Source organism: Mesorhizobium sp. M0768 (assembly GCF_040320195.1).
Lineage (GTDB): Bacteria > Pseudomonadota > Alphaproteobacteria > Rhizobiales > Rhizobiaceae > Mesorhizobium.
On the sequence record NZ_JAMYPD010000020.1, the window covers coordinates 79,015 to 94,936 of the forward strand.

12 protein-coding genes and 1 pseudogene are annotated in these 15,922 nt (G+C 57.5%); 11 read left to right on the plus strand and 2 right to left on the minus strand.

The window, feature by feature from the left end; all coding sequences use genetic code 11:
- Window positions 1-279: 279 nt before the first annotated feature.
- The 7 genes from NKI08_RS23075 (at window position 280) to NKI08_RS23105 (ending at window position 12,162) form a co-directional block, all read left to right on the plus strand.
- Complete coding sequence (locus NKI08_RS23075) at window positions 280-3,384, plus strand: DUF499 family protein (RefSeq protein WP_352502701.1); 3,105 nt, start codon at window positions 280-282, stop codon at window positions 3,382-3,384.
- Window positions 3,381-4,064: a DUF3780 domain-containing protein gene (locus NKI08_RS23080; protein ID WP_352502700.1), complete on the plus strand. Its 684-nt coding sequence runs from the start codon at window positions 3,381-3,383 to the stop codon at window positions 4,062-4,064. The genes NKI08_RS23075 and NKI08_RS23080 overlap by 4 nt, the downstream gene beginning before the upstream one ends.
- A gap of 11 nt (window positions 4,065-4,075) precedes the next feature.
- Window positions 4,076-7,009 carry an anti-phage-associated DUF1156 domain-containing protein gene (locus NKI08_RS23085; protein WP_352772348.1) on the plus strand — a complete coding sequence of 978 codons (2,934 nt, stop codon included), beginning with the start codon at window positions 4,076-4,078 and terminating at the stop codon, window positions 7,007-7,009.
- Between the two features lie 19 nt (window positions 7,010-7,028).
- On the plus strand, window positions 7,029-9,764 hold the full coding sequence (locus NKI08_RS23090; protein WP_352772350.1) for a helicase-related protein: 2,736 nt from the start codon (window positions 7,029-7,031) through the stop codon (window positions 9,762-9,764).
- On the plus strand, window positions 9,761-10,408 hold the full coding sequence (locus tag NKI08_RS23095) for a GIY-YIG nuclease family protein (RefSeq protein ID WP_352502697.1): 648 nt from the start codon (window positions 9,761-9,763) through the stop codon (window positions 10,406-10,408). The genes NKI08_RS23090 and NKI08_RS23095 overlap by 4 nt, the downstream gene beginning before the upstream one ends.
- A gap of 39 nt (window positions 10,409-10,447) precedes the next feature.
- Entirely contained in the window at window positions 10,448-10,783 is a 336-nt protein-coding gene (locus tag NKI08_RS23100) for a type II toxin-antitoxin system RelE/ParE family toxin (RefSeq protein ID WP_352772354.1), read from the plus strand.
- Window positions 10,784-11,055: 272 nt separating this feature from the next.
- The gene (locus NKI08_RS23105; RefSeq protein WP_352772357.1) at window positions 11,056-12,162 is read left to right on the plus strand and encodes a hypothetical protein; all 1,107 of its coding nucleotides are present in this window, start codon (window positions 11,056-11,058) and stop codon (window positions 12,160-12,162) included.
- Window positions 12,163-12,618: 456 nt separating this feature from the next.
- Here the strand turns inward: NKI08_RS23105 and NKI08_RS23110 are convergent, their stop codons facing one another.
- Both NKI08_RS23110 and NKI08_RS23115 read right to left on the minus strand, forming a co-directional pair.
- A complete protein-coding gene (locus tag NKI08_RS23110; RefSeq protein ID WP_352502695.1) occupies window positions 12,619-12,852 on the minus strand; it encodes a hypothetical protein in 234 nt (77 codons plus the stop codon).
- A 599-nt stretch (window positions 12,853-13,451) separates the two neighbouring features.
- Entirely contained in the window at window positions 13,452-13,703 is a 252-nt protein-coding gene (locus NKI08_RS23115) for a DUF6074 family protein (RefSeq protein WP_352772360.1), read from the minus strand.
- 75 nt (window positions 13,704-13,778) lie between these two features.
- Here NKI08_RS23115 and NKI08_RS23120 point away from each other — a divergent pair.
- The 4 genes and pseudogenes from NKI08_RS23120 to NKI08_RS23135 all read left to right on the plus strand — a co-directional run.
- A pseudogene (locus tag NKI08_RS23120) lies at window positions 13,779-13,976 on the plus strand (transposase); the annotation flags it as partial.
- A gap of 636 nt (window positions 13,977-14,612) precedes the next feature.
- Window positions 14,613-14,810: a hypothetical protein gene (locus tag NKI08_RS23125; protein ID WP_023722969.1), complete on the plus strand. Its 198-nt coding sequence runs from the start codon at window positions 14,613-14,615 to the stop codon at window positions 14,808-14,810.
- A 308-nt stretch (window positions 14,811-15,118) separates the two neighbouring features.
- Window positions 15,119-15,412 (plus strand): hypothetical protein, encoded by a 294-nt coding sequence (locus NKI08_RS23130; protein ID WP_352772362.1) that lies wholly within the window; start codon window positions 15,119-15,121, stop codon window positions 15,410-15,412.
- 61 nt (window positions 15,413-15,473) lie between these two features.
- A complete protein-coding gene (locus NKI08_RS23135; RefSeq protein WP_352772365.1) occupies window positions 15,474-15,683 on the plus strand; it encodes a hypothetical protein in 210 nt (69 codons plus the stop codon).
- Window positions 15,684-15,922 lie beyond the last annotated feature (239 nt).

Genomic DNA, 15,922 nt, shown 5'->3' on the forward strand with positions numbered 1-15,922 from the left:
TCATGTTTCTAGCTATCTGGCTATCCGAATGGCGGGAAGAGCAACAATTCGATCTTCGGATCGAGTACCAATCCAACGGACCGACGGTCGGCGGTCCTTACTCGTCTACCTCGATCCGGATATTATTAAGGCGCTGAAGAAAGCGGCCGTTGATGACGACCGTCATAGCTACGAAATCGCCGAAGAAGCGATTCGGGAGTGGCTTCGGGAGCGTGAGGTTCGGATATCGTTGGGGTAAGCTCGGCGTTTCGATGAGTAGTTTCGTCTGGGGGGCGATCAATGTCGATCAGGACTGTCCAACAACTCTGCGAAATTTCGCCCCTGGTGCAGGATGATGGGCTTGTTGACCAGATCGCTAATGTTGAGGACCTGCACAGGGGCAAGATCGATCCAGATGCGTTCTTCCGCAGGAACCATTTCACCGACGGCTTGAATACACTGATCCGAAGCGGCTTCGACCGGCTCTCGGGGAGATCGGACGCTGGGGCGTTCTACCTTTCGCAGTCGATGGGCGGCGGCAAAACCCACTCCCTGATCGCATTCGCTCTGCTAGCCCAAGATGACGGCCTGCGGCACCGGATCATCCCTTCTATTGCGCCGACCGCGACGTTTGGCGCGGCCAAGGTCGTGGTCTTCAACGGCCATCAGAACCCGCCGAATTTTCTGTGGGGCGAGATCGCCGAACGGCTCGGTCGCCCGGATGCTATGTCGCGTTTCTGGAAGGACGGCGCCAAGGCCCCCGGCGTCAACGACTGGATCGCGGCTCTTGGCGACGAACCCGTCCTGATCCTGCTCGACGAGTTGCCAAGTTATCTACAGATGGCCGAAGGCCAGATGGTCGGAAACTCAACACTTGCCGACATCACGATCGGCGCGCTAGAGCGGCTCTTCAATGCTCTCAGCCAATTGCCCGCTGCCTGCGTGGTGGTGACGAACTTGCTCGACGACGTGTTCGCGGAAGGGTCGAATAAACTCAAGACTTTGATCAACACGTTGAACAAGCAGTACGGAAAATATGCCCAGGCGATCACGCCCGTTCAGCAGAACTCGGGCGAAGTCTTCCAGATCATCCGTAAGAAATTATTCGACAAGCTTCCCGACGACGATGTGATCGAGGAGATCGCGCAAGCCTACGTTGACGAGTTAAACAAGGCCAAACGCGTAGACGACATTCCGGTCGTCCCCGAAAGCTACATCGCCCGCATACGCGAGACTTATCCGTTCCATCCGTCGATCCGGGACGTTGTCGCGCGATTCAAGGAAAACCCGGGGTACCAGCAGACGCGCGCTCTGATCCGCATCCTACGCTTTGCCGTCCGAAACGCATGGAAGTCGACCGACCAGATCTTCCTCATTGGCCTGCAGCATCTCGACTTCAATACGCAGGGCGTGATTGAGGAGGTCCGCAAGATCAACACCCATTTCACCAACGCCGTCTCCAAGGACATCGCCGACCGCGGCAATGCCAAAGCCGAGCAGATTGACGCCGGAGCGGACTCAACCACCGCCACGTCAGTCTCCAAGCTTATCCTCATGGCGTCGCTCTCGACTGCCGAGCAGCCGATCCTGGGCCTGCGCCGCAATGAGATTGTCGAGATACTCATCGATCCCCTGACGAAAACTCCGGCGATCGCCTCCGCGATCGACAAACTCACTCAGGAGGCGGAGTATCTTTTCGTCGATCCGTCCCAACGGATATTCTTCGGGCAAACCGCGAACGTCACATCAGAAATCAACAACACTGCGTCGAGCCTGGCGGAGGAGGTCGTCGATCAGGAACTGCGCCGGAAGCTCGAGGACGTCTTCGAACCGAAGACAAAATCTCTTTACCGGCAGCTCGCGATTCTGCCCTCGCTAGACGAGATCAAGATTGGGGATGAGGACGTCACCCTGATCATCCTGGAGCGCTCGGCAACAGAGCTTCCCGCCGAACTCGTTAAGTGGTGGGAGGAGCTTGATCGTCGTAACCGCGTCCTGATACTGGCAGCCGACCGCAACGCTATCAGCACACTGCGCTCTGTCGCTCGTCAGATGCGGGCGATCGCCGTCGTTGGTGCGTTCGTCCTTTCACGTCATGGCAAAGAGTCGTCGCAAATGCGCGACGTCGAAAAAATCAGGGAGCGGGCTGCCAACCAGTTTACTTCTGCCGTGCGGGAAGCGTTCTCCTCGCTCGTGTTCCCGACCGGGTCGGCGCTGCGCGATTACAGCCAGTTCCGCATGGAGTTCGACAACAATGACTACAGGGGCGAGGAGCAGATCCTCAAGACACTTGAGGAGCGGGGCAAGTTCTATCCTCCGGCCAAGATCGAAAAAGATATTCGGGCCATCAGGGCTGAAGCTGAAGAGGAGCTTTTCGATACCGACGCGGTCCCGCGAGCCGAACTGAAACGAAAGGCGGCAGCTAAGCCCGGATGGTATTGGCTTGCTTCGGGCGGCCTCGACTACGTGATCAATGAGAGCGTGCGAACCAAACATTGGCGCGAGCGTAACAACCTCATTGAGAAGAAATTCACCCGACAAACGTCCGTGCAGGTCAGGCTCGACGGCGCCATCGAGCCGATGGTCGATAAGGGGGTCTACCGATTGACCGTGACGCCAGAGGATGCGGACGTCGTCTATGCCTCCGAGCACGGCGCCCCCGATCCAAATACGTCTGCGAGAGTCCAGGGCCGGCTCTGGGAGACGAGTGCCTCCAAGGCGTGGTTCCTGGCGGTCGATTCGAAGAGTGAAGCGGTATCGGGTCCGGTCCTCGAGTGGCTAGCGCCGGTACGACTTTCCCCGTCAGCGCAATCCACCTACGCGGGCGTCGAGATTACCTGGGCCGTGCTGCCGCGTTCGGCGCAAGTGCGCGTCACCTTCGACGGAAGTGATCCAAGGGCGATGCCGTCTGCCAAGGGGCTAATCGTCGCGCCGGAAGGTTCAGTTACTGCCCGCCTGATCGCGACCGTCGACGAACGCATCTCCGATGAAGTCGAAATAAACCTTGTCGGCGGCAAGAAGTCGGAGAAGCGGATTCTACGGGACGATCTGCCCGTTCTGCTCCTGGAGCGTCAGGAGTTCGTATCGATTACCACGCTGACCGACGCCCTCGAAACGCTCAAGATTGCCCAAGGCGCAACCATTAAGGGCGGAAAGCTTGAGATCGGGACCGAGGAGGGCGACCTCTTCGTGGACACTGTCTTTGGCGATCATGTCGCGCTACCTCCGACCGCTGTCGAGACCATCATGAGCACCATTGCGCGTGAAGCCGGATTCGAGGCCACTCGCGCTAATGGAGCGTTCAACGCGACGAAGTTCACGACCGGAAAGGATTTCCGGATTTATGCGGACACAATGAAGCTCGATTTCGAGAGCCTCAAGTGGACGCAGGACAACATCGATTGATCGAAACCAACAAGGGAATGCGCGTTATGTCTGGGTTCGATTGCGCCGATCATTACCTCGAGCACTGCTATCTCGTGCAGGTTCCGCGCGGTCTGAAGGATGATGTGCACGTCTTCGAGGTCTTCGGTCGTCGTCCGAAGGAGACAGAAGAAAGCTGGGGGCCCGAGGCCATTCACCGAGCCAATCTCGTAAAGGCAAAGTGGGATGCTATCTCCGGCGAGATCCGCCTCGAATTCAACCGCCGCCTGAAGTCAGAACGCAAGAAAGCTGGATCGTGGTCGCTCGGCAACAACGCCGTACAGCGCCTTCTCGGCAAGGAGCTTCTGGTGCTTGTCTGGGCTGTCGAGGGGGACGATATTTCGATTGAGCAATGCGAGGTTGCCATTCGGAACTGGATTGGGTTCAAGCCCGAAGAGCGTTGGTGGCTCTACACCATGACCGCCGCCTCGACTGGCTATGCGCATCAGACCGGCCTGGGATGGCGCGGTGCGCTGGCGAAAGCACTATGCTTCGGAACGAAGCAAGATGTTTTCTCGCTCGGGTCAATGATGGGGCGCGGTCAGTTGCCGCCCCGGAGGAACGACGATTTCCAATCCGAGCGGAATTCGGAGCGCACGAAACTCGAGTCCGCCGTGCTGAAGGCCATCGCAAGTAACGGCACCACGCCTACCTTTGCTTGATCCGTGGCCAGATGAACCAGATGACGTTAATCCCTCCGATAGTAGCGCCGTTGTCCCTGGCCGATGCACCCTCTTTCATCGAGCGTGAGATGCCGGTTGGGCGCATTTCCGCTGAAGCTTACAAAGAACGGAAAGCCGGCGCAGGCCAGACATTGACGGCGCTTGGATCATATTGGAAGGGGCGCAAGCCACTCATTCTCGTTCGGGCCACCGTGCTCGGATGCCTATTGCCCGCGACTAATGATCCAGTGAAGGACCTCCGTATTTTCCTGATGCTTATGGGCATGGACGACAGTGCGTTCGCCCGGCGCATCAAGTCGATCTCACCAAAGGACATCGATTTGGATTGGTCAGGCTATCTGAAGCTCGTCGAGCCTGGCGAACGGCCGGTCTGGCGGAAGACCCTGCCCAAGGAGAACCGGCACCGGTTGATTGCCGATTGGCTAGAGACGCTCCCCTATGACGATCGGCTCGCATTTTGCTTCCGGCCTGAGGAATGTAACGAGGACGAACTTCTTGGCGGCATCTGGGACGAGGTGAACGCGCATCTCAAAACGTCGGCGCAATCATTCCAAGAGCTGATCGAGCAACTTGGCATCATGCGGTTTGGCCATCGGCCCAAGGTCGCTGATACTTTCTGCGGTGGCGGCTCGATTCCGTTCGAGGCAGCGCGTATGGGCTGCGACGTCTACGCCTCCGATCTAAACCCGATCGCCTGCATGCTAACCTGGGGAGCCTTCAATTTCATCGGCGCCAGCAAAGAGAAGCGTGCCGAGATCGAGGCCGAGCAGAAGCGCGTTGCGCAGGCCGTTGAAGCCGAGATCACGCGCCTCGGGGTTGAGCACGATGCCCACGGCAATCGCGCCAAGGCCTATCTTTATTGCCTGGAGACACGCTGTCCGAAAACAGGCTGGACGGTTCCTATGGCGCCGTCCTGGGTGATCTCGAAGACACGTTGCGTAGTCGCACGTCTTGTTCCTGATCACGACCTCAAGCGCTACGACATCGTAATAGAGAGCGGCGTCGATGAAAGCGCGATGAAAGTCGCCGCACAGGGCACCGTCCGAGACGGCCGCCTTGTTCATCCGATGAATCCTGGGAAGGACGGCGTCGCGGTATCCGTCATCCGCGGAGATTATCGTGAGAATGGGGTCAACAAGAATCGGCTGCGACGCTGGGAGAAGAGCGACTTCGTACCACGACCGGGTGACATCTTCCAGGAGCGTCTCTACGGCATCCAGTGGATCACAAAAGAGTCGATTGGCAAAGGCCGCCAAGAGACGTTCTTCGCCTCTGTGACGGAAAAGGATCTCGCCCGCGAACACCAAGTCGAATCGATAGTTCGGGAGAACCTCTCCCGCTGGCAAGAGAAAGGGTTTGTCCCGGACGGGCCGATCGAAGAGGGTGACAAGACTGACGAGCCTATTCGTACCCGAGGATGGACATATTGGTCCAATATATTTTCAGCGCGGCATATTCTGTATTTGTCCTTATTTCAACAGACATTGAGTCCTCATACCGCTATATCTGCTTGCGCGGTCTTAAATTTTTCGTCCAAGTTGACGCGATGGTCAGTTGGGAGTCGTGGAAAGCCAGGAGTTGCTCCAAATGGAGACTTCCCTGCTATGGTATTTAGTAACCAAGCGTTGAATACGTTTTATAATTACGCGCAGAGAGGCTTAAACGACTTAAACGAAATTTTTCGGATTAAGACCCCCAGATTTCCAATCGATAGCAGCGTTAACATCACAACAGTGCCTGCTGCTGGAATGGATGCCGGTGCAGACATGTTTGTCACCGACCCGCCCTACGCCGACGCAGTCAACTATCACGAGATTACCGAGTTTTTCATCGCGTGGCTGCACAAGAACGCGCCACCGCCATTCGATCACTGGACGTGGGATAGCCAACGTTCGAACGCCATCAAAGGCTCCGATGAAAAGTTTCGCGCCGACATGGTCGATGCCTACAAGGCAATTGCCACCCACATGCCGGACAACGGAATTCAGGTGGTCATGTTCACCCACCAGGATGCGGGCGTCTGGGCTGACCTTGCGGCAATCATGTGGTCGGCTGGTCTCAGCGTGACGGCTGCCTGGAATATCGTGACCGAAACGGAGAGCGCGCTCAAGCAGGGCAACTATGTTCAGGGCACGATCCTGCTCGTCCTTCGCAAGAGACTGGTGGCGAAGAATGCCAAACGGATGGATATAGAGGGTGAGATCGAGGCCGAGGTAGACCGGCAATTAAAGGTACTCAACGACCTGGACGAGGACTGGACCACTGAGCGCCTCTATACGGACGGTGATCTACAGCTTGCGGCGTACGCGGCGGCGCTTCGCGTCATAACCGGCTACGAGACAATCGACCGCGTTCAGGTCGGTGCAGACGTCTACCGTAAGCTCAACAAGGGCGAGAAGACTGTCATCCGCGAGTTGATTGAATATGCGGCGTCCGTTGCCAATAACAAGCTCGTGCCTGAGGGCTTCCAGACCGGCCTGTGGCGCGAGCTAGATCCAGTTTCGCGTTTCTACGTCCGCATGCTCGACATGGAATTCAAGGGAACAACGAGGTTCGCCGACTATCAAGATTTCGCCAAGACCTTCGCGGTCGCCGACCATACGGCGCTGATGGGGTCGACCAAGGCGAATGCCGCATCGCTCGCAGGTGCCGATGAGATGAAGGCGCGTCTCCTTGAAGGCAGGGGTTTCCCGACGTCGCCGCTGCGCCGCGTCCTGTTCGCGATCTACAAGACCATGCAGAAGGAAGATCCAAAGTATGGCGTGTCATTTCTGCGGACTGAGTACGGACCGGATTACTGGCCGACGCGCATGAAGCTCGTCGAGTTCGCACGATATGTGGCGCTCAAGACAGTGAAGACCCGCCCGGCTGAATGTTCGGCAGCGGATCTCCTGGCTCAGAAGCTCGAAGTCGATCGCCTCTAAGGTAGGTAGTCCATACCGCATGGCCATTACGCGTCATTCGTCTCGCCGCACCTCGCTCCGCGACATGCTAGGCGAGCGACTGTCGCGCGCAGAACGGTATCTGCGCATCGCTGGCTATTTCCGATCGTCGCTCCTGGAGTTGGTCTCGGAGGAAATTCGAAATGTCGACGAGATTAGGGTCGTCTGCAACGCGGAACTCGACCCGAATGACGTGGCTATCGCAAAGGCAGCCTCCGAGGGGACCGACGCCATTTCTCGCATGCTCATGGCGAACTGGATGGCGGACCAGACGAGCCTCGACGCGCTCTTCGAGAAGGATCGCTACCGCATTTTGCACGACCTGCTTGTGTCCGGACGGATGAAGGTCAGGGTCGTGCCTCGCGATGGCTCTACTGTATTTCTGCACGGCAAGGCGGGAATCATCGAGTATCGCAATGGGGGGGCGAGCGCCTTCGTTGGCTCGATGAACGAGAGCGCGACCGGCCTGCTCCATTCCTACGAGATCCTGTGGGAGGACGATGATCCAGAGGCGACCGCCTGGGTGCGCGAGGAATTCGAGCATTTCTGGTCGCTCGGCATCGACCTGCCGAATGCGGTCGTTGAGCACATCGGAGCGGTCTCTCGCCGAATCGAATATCGCTCGATTCAAGAGGCACGCGATCAGCTTGGCATTGAGAACCCCGCTTCCGTCCTGGTCGATCGCCCAATATACAAGTCCGGCCAAATCCTCCGTCCATGGCAGAAGCGATTCGTCCAGACCTGCGTCGATGACTGGAAGGTCCATCGCAAGGCACGATTCCTAATTGCCGATGACGTGGGGCTGGGCAAGACGCTCTCGATGGCCTCCGCCGCACTCGTCCTCTCCCTCCTCTCCAACGGCGGCGTCCTGGTCCTGGCGCCGGCGACCCTCATGCGGCAATGGCAGACGGAGATTCAGGACAACCTTGGCCTCCCATCGGCGATCTGGTCGAGCACGACAAAACAGTGGCTCGACGGCAAAGAGTTGCCGCTCTCTTTCAAGGGCGAGTTGGGCGCAGTCGCGCGTTGTCCCTTGAGGATAGGGATCGTCTCGACAGGACTGATTGTCAGCGGCGATGAGGACGGCGAGATCCGGCACCTCATCAACAAGAAGTTTGCGGTCGTTATTCTGGACGAAGCACATAAGGCTCGGGCGGACCGCGGCGGTAAGGACGGCGCCCGCATCGGCGAGAAGCGGCTACTTTCCTTTATGGAGAAGATCGCCGGCAACGCTCAGAGTGTCCTGATCGGCACCGCAACTCCGATTCAGTTGCGGGCCGAGGAACTTCACGATCTCATCGCGATGCTCGCGAAGGGAGCGAACCATGTGCTCGGGATCGAAGGCAGCCGCGGTTGGGCTTCCGACGCCTGCATGGGCTATCTGACCGGCGACATGTCATGGCCAGTGAATCCAACCGACCAATGGGCCTTGCTCCGTAATCCTCTGCCGCCTTCAGCCGAAGATCCAATTTACCGTCAGGTTCGGACGGCGGCGAAACTTGCTGACAACAGGGTAGACGGACCGCGATACGACGATCTGTCGCGCGGCGTCAGGGCCGAGCTTCGCCACCAGTTCGAGCGATTGGCGAAGCAAACAAATCCCATCATTCGCCGCGTAATCCGGCGCTCGCGCGGCATGCTCGAGGAGGCCAAGCTTCTCGCCCCGATTGAGGTCGTGATCCATCCACGCCTTGAGGACGAATTGTCCGAGCAGCTGTTCGATGGCGGCGGCCTCGAAATGGGCCTTGCGTTTCGACAAGCCTATGACGCGGCAATCCGATTCTGCTCGCTCTACGCGAAGGAGCGCCCGGCCGCGGGCTTTATGAAAACGATTCTCTTGCGCCGCATCGGATCGTCAGTCGCAGCAGGTCTTTCAACTACGCGCTCGCTGCTTGCTGGCGCCACGGTGACAGACGAGGACGACGATCTGATCGGCGAGAAGATGCGGCTGCCGCTGACGCCTACCGAAATCGACGCGCTAAGAGAGGTTGAAACCAGCCTCGTCGCCGTCCTCGAGCGCGACCGCATGGACCCAAAGGTTGCGGTCATCGTTCACTACCTACAGAACCGTCGATGGCTCGTTGACCATGGCATGATCGCTTTCAGTCAATATTACGACACGGCGGCGTTCGTGGCCGAACGGCTCTGCGAGCAATTCCCAAGCGAGAAGATCGCTCTGTATGCAGGTGGCGGGCGATCGTTCGTGTTTCTGGGCAAGGAACGCCGGCGCGCCGATCGCGACGACATCAAGGATAGAGTGAAGCACGGCGAAATTCGTCTGGTCGCAGCCACGGACGCGGCCTGCGAGGGTTTGAACCTTCAACAGCTGGGATCGCAGGTCAACGTAGACCTGCCGTGGAACCCGTCGCGTCTCGAGCAGCGCAAGGGCCGCATCCAGCGCATCGGACAACGCCGGAAGCAAATCCATGTCGCCAACCTTCGCTATGCCGGCACCTATGAGGACGAAGTCTACGGAGCCTTGTCCGAGCGGTTCGAGGACATCTTTAAGGTTCTGGGGCAATTGCCGGATTCCTTCGAAGACGCCTGGGTCGATGCCGTACTGATGGATCGTAAGGCGGTCCGCATGTTCCCGACGCGCGTTGATCTAGTGAAGTCGCCGGTTGAGAAGCGCTACTGGCGGGACACAGCTGACGACAAGGGGCTCGATTGGGAATCGACCGAAAAAATCTTGTCGTCGCGCGACCTCGAGGCGTTCATGCGGACAGGATGGTCATGACCGAACCCGCTGCTCCCGGCATCGTTTATATATTCACCAACGAGGCCATGCCTGGCTTCGTAAAGATTGGCATGACGCAGGCAAACGACGTCACCACGCGTCTTCGGCAGCTCGATGTGACCGCCGTTCCCTTGCCCTTCGAATGCCACTACTCGGCCCAGGTCCCCGACTGCAGGAAGCTTGAGCGGACGCTGCATTTCGTCTTTGGGGAAAAACGCGCGAGATTGCGGCGCGAGTTCTTCAAGGTGGATCCCGATCTCGCGAAGGCCATAATCGAGTTGGTAGAGATCGCCGATGTGACGCCAAGCGATGTGGAGCAGGGCTTCACGCCTGCAGAGAAGGAAGCCATCGTCGCAACTCGCAAACGCGCGGACAATCTCACCTTCGACCTGATCGGCTTGAAGCCTGGCGCAGTACTGAGCTTCGCCAAGGATCCAAATGTGACCTGCACGATCGTCTCGAACCGCAAAGTGTCCTACGAAGGTCAGGAAGTATATCTTTCACGCGCGGCGCTCCTGGCGGTTCGGAAGATGGGATACAACTGGCCGTCGGTGCGAGGGTGGGAGTACTGGATGCACGACGGAAAACGGCTCTCCGAAATCATCGCCCTCGATATCGACGATTACGAAGCGCGGGACGCCTAGGTTGAGGAACGCGAGGAAAAGCTCAAGGCGTTGCGCGCCATGCTCGACGGCTCGTTTCCCCGTGGTTACGACGCGACGGATGGCGATGTCGACGCAGCGCTGGATGCCAAGGCAGCGCAACTCGCGAAGGAAGGGCTTCTAAGGGTGCCACGACTGCGCACATTGCCCTCGGCACAGGCAGATCTGGTCAATCTGCTTGAACACATCACCGAGAGAGCGGCAGCCCCGATATCGCGAGATGGTTTGTGGGAGCACTGCGCCAAAAAATTTCGCGACCTGGCGACTTTCGGTCGGCTCCGCCCGGAGCTGCGGCCGGATGTGCGCAGCTTTTCGTTGCGGGACTACGTGATCTTCTTCCGGTATCGAACATCATAGAGGGGGGCGCCGTGATGTTGAGACATTCCTTAGGGACCCCCACGAGGTCCAGCAGCTGAGCGACCGGGCAATTTTGATACCTTGGAGACCAGACTGCCGAAGCGCGGGATGCTACGTGTTCGTTCAAACCAGTTTGAGATGGTCCTTTTAAAATGATCGTAAGATCGTCATTCAAATGCGGCACGTGCGGCACAATCCACACTGTAAGGATTGGGATGGGTCAAGAAACGCGCCAGGTCCACCGTGTCGCCTGCACAAATTGCGGCGAAGACATGGTTATCGCCCTGCATGTTGACTACGACAAAATCGCGTCCTGGGCCGAAGCGGTCGAAAATGCGGAAGAGGTTCCCGAGGAAGTCGGCGCACCTGTTGTGAACGTCGACGCAAACTTTGTGATACCGGCAGAGCTTAGACATCAAGATAGGGTGTTTCCGCGGCTTTTCCAAATGCACGACCTCGCAGAGAAGCTTGAAAAGGAAGGCAGGTTAGCCGCCCGACCCATGTCAGAAATCATGTTGGATGAGCGACCATTTCGGCGCCCCGACTTTGAAGAGGAGTGGCACGCGCTCAAGACGGCGTGGTCTCTATATCGGCGAGGAAAGGACCACCTACTCTCAGATCGTTTGTCGGCGGCAAGCGAGCAGTTCTACAAGTCTGAAAAACTGGATGATGTCCCTGACTGGGTTTTTCGGTTTTTGACCGCCATGAGCGGCGTGGAGTACGGCAAGTTATGCAAAAATGTTGCCGACCAAATGAAACCGCTTATGCGGCCGAACGTATTTGCCGACTTTCTCAAATATTATGTGAAGACGGTCGATGCTCGATCTGAGCGATACTTTAGCATAGCGAAGTCATATTTTGAGAAATATCCTGATTTCGGACAAGTGCATTTCTACGCTGGGAGAGGTGACGATCTGCCAAAAGGCTCGCACGTGACCTCAACTAATTTCGATGCAACCAAAATGTTTTATGGTGACTGTTTCGAGATATTTTCGTCATCCGTTGATATCCTGGCGATGTTTGCGAACATGCTAGCCGGACGCCCATTCGATAAGTTTGAGAGGCTCGAGCTAAAGGACTACCTGCGTCTCGACAAAGCGGGCCGCTTCGCTGCAGTGGAAGCTGTGCCCGAATTTGCAGCTCTGTGCGCGGAGCACGACAACAAGCTTCGTAACGCATCTCACCACGGAGGGACGAAATTTGATGCCGCTTCGCAGATGGTGGCGTATCGACATGGCAAAGGTGGCAGCGGAGAGGAACAGCAGATCGCGTATGGCGAATATCTACTGCGATCCTCAAGGATTTTTCTCCAGACGATGACGTTGCTCCGATACGAACTGCTAATGTGCAACGTGACGCGAACGCGGCCTCCCCTTTAGTCTGTCCTCCCGCCAATTCATAGTACTATCAGAATAATTGTCTGACATTCACCCACCATCTGGCTGATCCGCTAAGTACTATTTACCTTTCTTGTGTGCGTGTTGCGTTCCTGCTTTGAGTTGACTTATGTTTAACCCAAGTAGAATTGCGGTGATTTGCATGAGTGTCAGACCCAGAATCCGCCGCAAGAACGAGCGCGGATACGCCACCTCGACCGATGTTTGGCATAAGGCAAGCAGCAGAACGGCGGCTTTCACCGATCAAAGGCTACAACCGGACGAATGCTGTCGGCCCCCGATCGGCCTGTTTGGGCAGCAAGGCTTTTCAATTCGCGATTGAAAGCAAGAGCGTTGATTTAGCCCGATCGAAGGTGATTAGGCTAGTTGCCGTTCTGCGTTGACTTTGTGCCGTTCGGCAAGCAGCGCCTGGCGGCCTGATTGGCCTCATCGATGGCCTCACGAGGCCGAGTACTTCACTGTCACACCGCGCTGCCGAAAATAAGCCTGCATCAGCTTTCTGCCTGACCGGTTATTCTGTGCCAGCCTTGTCGGATCGAACACGGCCTCTTTCAGACCCACCCGCGTCAGCGCTGCCTTGAGGGTCGCTATATGCGCGTCGATGTCGGCATTGTCCGCCTGGAGTGATGCATAGATGCTGTTTGTTGCATCTGTCACGGTCGGTTCGCTCACGGGTGTACTCCTTTGGTTGTTCGGCTGGGCGGTTAGCACAGTTCTCGGCTTGGCCGATACTGGAGGATGGCAAATGCGCGTCAGCGAGCGACCGAGGTGAAGTGGAACGACGAACGTCCGCTCTCGAAGCTGCGCCGCCAGAAGCGGATTGGCAGCAGCCGGCCCTTAATGCGACACATTTGGTTCTCGGCTCGGAAGGGTCGCTCTTGGCACAACTGAGCCATGACGAACAGCGGATCCCAGCATGTGAGCGAAGTCATTCTGACATTGTTCGATGTTTGTTCGCCCAAAGTCGCATAAGATTGCAGTGTGGAAGTCAACGGCGGCTCATTGGTTTTGCGGGTTCAGCTCGTGGAAAAGGTCCGTCGGCCTTCCATGAATACGGGTTTCCGCATCGCCTACCTCGATTTGGTCGATGAACGCCGGACAGGCGAGGCGGAACCGTATCTCGCCCGAGAGCACATTCGCGCGCATGATTTCGACGAACGCGGCTATCTTTTCATCCGCAGTGAGAAACCTGCGTTTGACGGATGCAGTGGTGCTACGCTTGTGGAGCCCCGGGGCGTCTCTATGCGGCAATCCCTCATCGTGAGCCGATGCTATTGTGCAAGTTTCGCAGCACTGCGGGTGGCGATATCGCCCAAGACAGCATGAAGAAGCGTTCCAACTTCCTGTTCGGCGACCCCGGGTGCAATTCCTGATTCGGACAGTTGAACGAGAATTGCCTTGGCGGTGTTGCGCCAGAAGGCGTTCGCGTCCTCCCCGTTCTTGGATTCCAGGACCCGGGCGATCCCTTCGACCAACTTCCGCCGCCGATGCAGCGGAAACGGGCTTATCTTTGAATCACACATCGATCACCTCACCCCTTCAGTCGCGCGAATAAGCATTGGCGGGTGAGAAAATTTGGTTAACAGCGCTTTTGGACAATGGTCAGCAATGGAATAAAGCGTCTACCCAACAAGCCAAGAGGTGTGCCGCGTGTTGATGATCGGCGCGTGCTGAACGGCATCTTCTGGGTGCTGCGCTCCGGTGCTCCATGGCGCGACCTGCCTCAGCGCTATGGCCCGCGCACCACCTGTTGCAACCGCTTCGTCCGATGGCGAAAAGCAGGTGTGTGGCTGCGCAGTAACGAGTCTACGGCCTAAGGTTTGCGGAGCCTCACGCCGGCGCGGCTGCCGTTCTCCGGGATGAACTCGACGCCGGCGGCCTAGAGGGCGACGCGCAAGGCAGCAACGGTTCGCTCTTGTGTGGGGCCCTGTCGGGCCGCGACATCTACTTAATGTCTACTCTAGACAGTAGCCGCGACCATAACTTTTGATAGCAAGTCAGGGTCGCGGGATGCCGAGCCGCTTGAAATACCGAGTTAGGTCCGGGTGCTCGCGATCGTCCTGCCTCAACCGCGTCATCATCGCCGGCGAGCGCCATAGCCAAACCGCGAGCGCTTATTCTCCACGGAGCACCGGGCATTGTCTGGTTGTGAAGACGGTGTTTGATCACCAGCCGCCTGAGTGTGTCTTCGCTTACGCTGTAGTCGTACCTGAACAGATCAATGGCCCTCTGGACCGTGATCGCCTCTGCCCGTGGGATGTAGAGCGGCCGAAGCCGTTCGCCTGTTTCTGGTGCTGTTTTGACAGGACGCGCATTGGTCATTCGGCCCATCGCGCTTTTCTGCGGCCCGCCGTTTCGCCCGACATCAGGGAACGATATCGCGCCCCATGTATTAGAAACCCATGGACACTATGGAACCCCACGGCCACGGGATGGCGGCCGATCTTTTGACATCGGAAGTTGCCAATGCCAGGCAGCGCATCCACCGGACCGAGCTCGCGCTTCAACGCACTGAAGAAATGCTGGCCGAAAATCTCGCGCTGTGCAGCAGGATACGAACTGCGGTCGAGGCCGCAGACCGCTTGGTGAAGATCGATCCCCCCAGCTTTGAAGGACGTCGCGCGGGTTGAACTGGGCCGGCGTTTCATTCGTCGCGCCCTTGCGGCACCCTGCAGCAAGAGCCTGCCCTATTGGCATCACAGCGTGAGCAAACATTGGACAGAAGCATTCCAACGTTCACGATGTGCAACACCGACGCCAGATCGACACGAATCTTCAGTTCAAAGAGCGAGGATTAATGCTGCGGCAAACGAAGGGGGCTTCGCGCGAGCCAGTTATCCGATCTCCCGCTCAGAAATTTCTACCAAATATTCCGACCTCCTGATGGAACCCATTCGTTGCGGGCGAGTTGCGGCTCATTGGGACGGACTTCCCGAATATGACAACGAGCAACAAAGCAGACCATCAGTCTGTCTACGAAGCGTTTCGGAAACTGATCCGTTCCGAAGGCTATCGTCATCACGTACAAACGTTCTTAAATCTGGAGATCGAACCAGAACTGCCGCCAACCCTACAGTCATTACTTGCGGCTATTGATCGGGCCAAACAGGGGCCGACGGAAGAAAGGTCCCTAGCCGGCTGGCTGAGCGCCAAAGCGGAAGAGTACAGAGGCTCGCCCCGTACTTGTTCCTCTGGTTCCCGCTCAGAAATTCCGGCAAACATTTCTTCTTGATTTTTCCCGACAGGGGATCATGAATGTCCCCTTGGGTTCTCGCTGAGGTGGGAGGCCTTGTATGAACGTTTGGACGAACTGCCGACCCGACAAGGTGACTGCCAAACACCTTGTTCACGAGCTGATCTTACAAGCCCGTCGCGGCCAAATCATCTCCGTCAAAGAGACTGTCGCAGCGGTGCGCCGAGTCGGGCCACATCTGGCGGAAACTGACTGCGAGCTGGTTGCCCCAACCTTTGGCCTGTTCGTCGGGTTCGATCTTCGCGAATAGCCTGATGGCAACCCATTGGTTCTCGCCTGCGGTGTACGTCAGGACAGACCGACCTGGGATTGTGGGAGAAAGGCGGCTCGAGGCGCGTCAATAGGATCGAGGAGGAGCATGAGGGTCTTCGCGAGCCGGTGTCCGATCCCCACCACAGAAATTCTACAAACATTCCTGACCGTCGCGGCCCAGCGCCGTACCAATTTGTACAATTCGTACATGGCCTTGATGCCGCTCAGGTAGGGAGT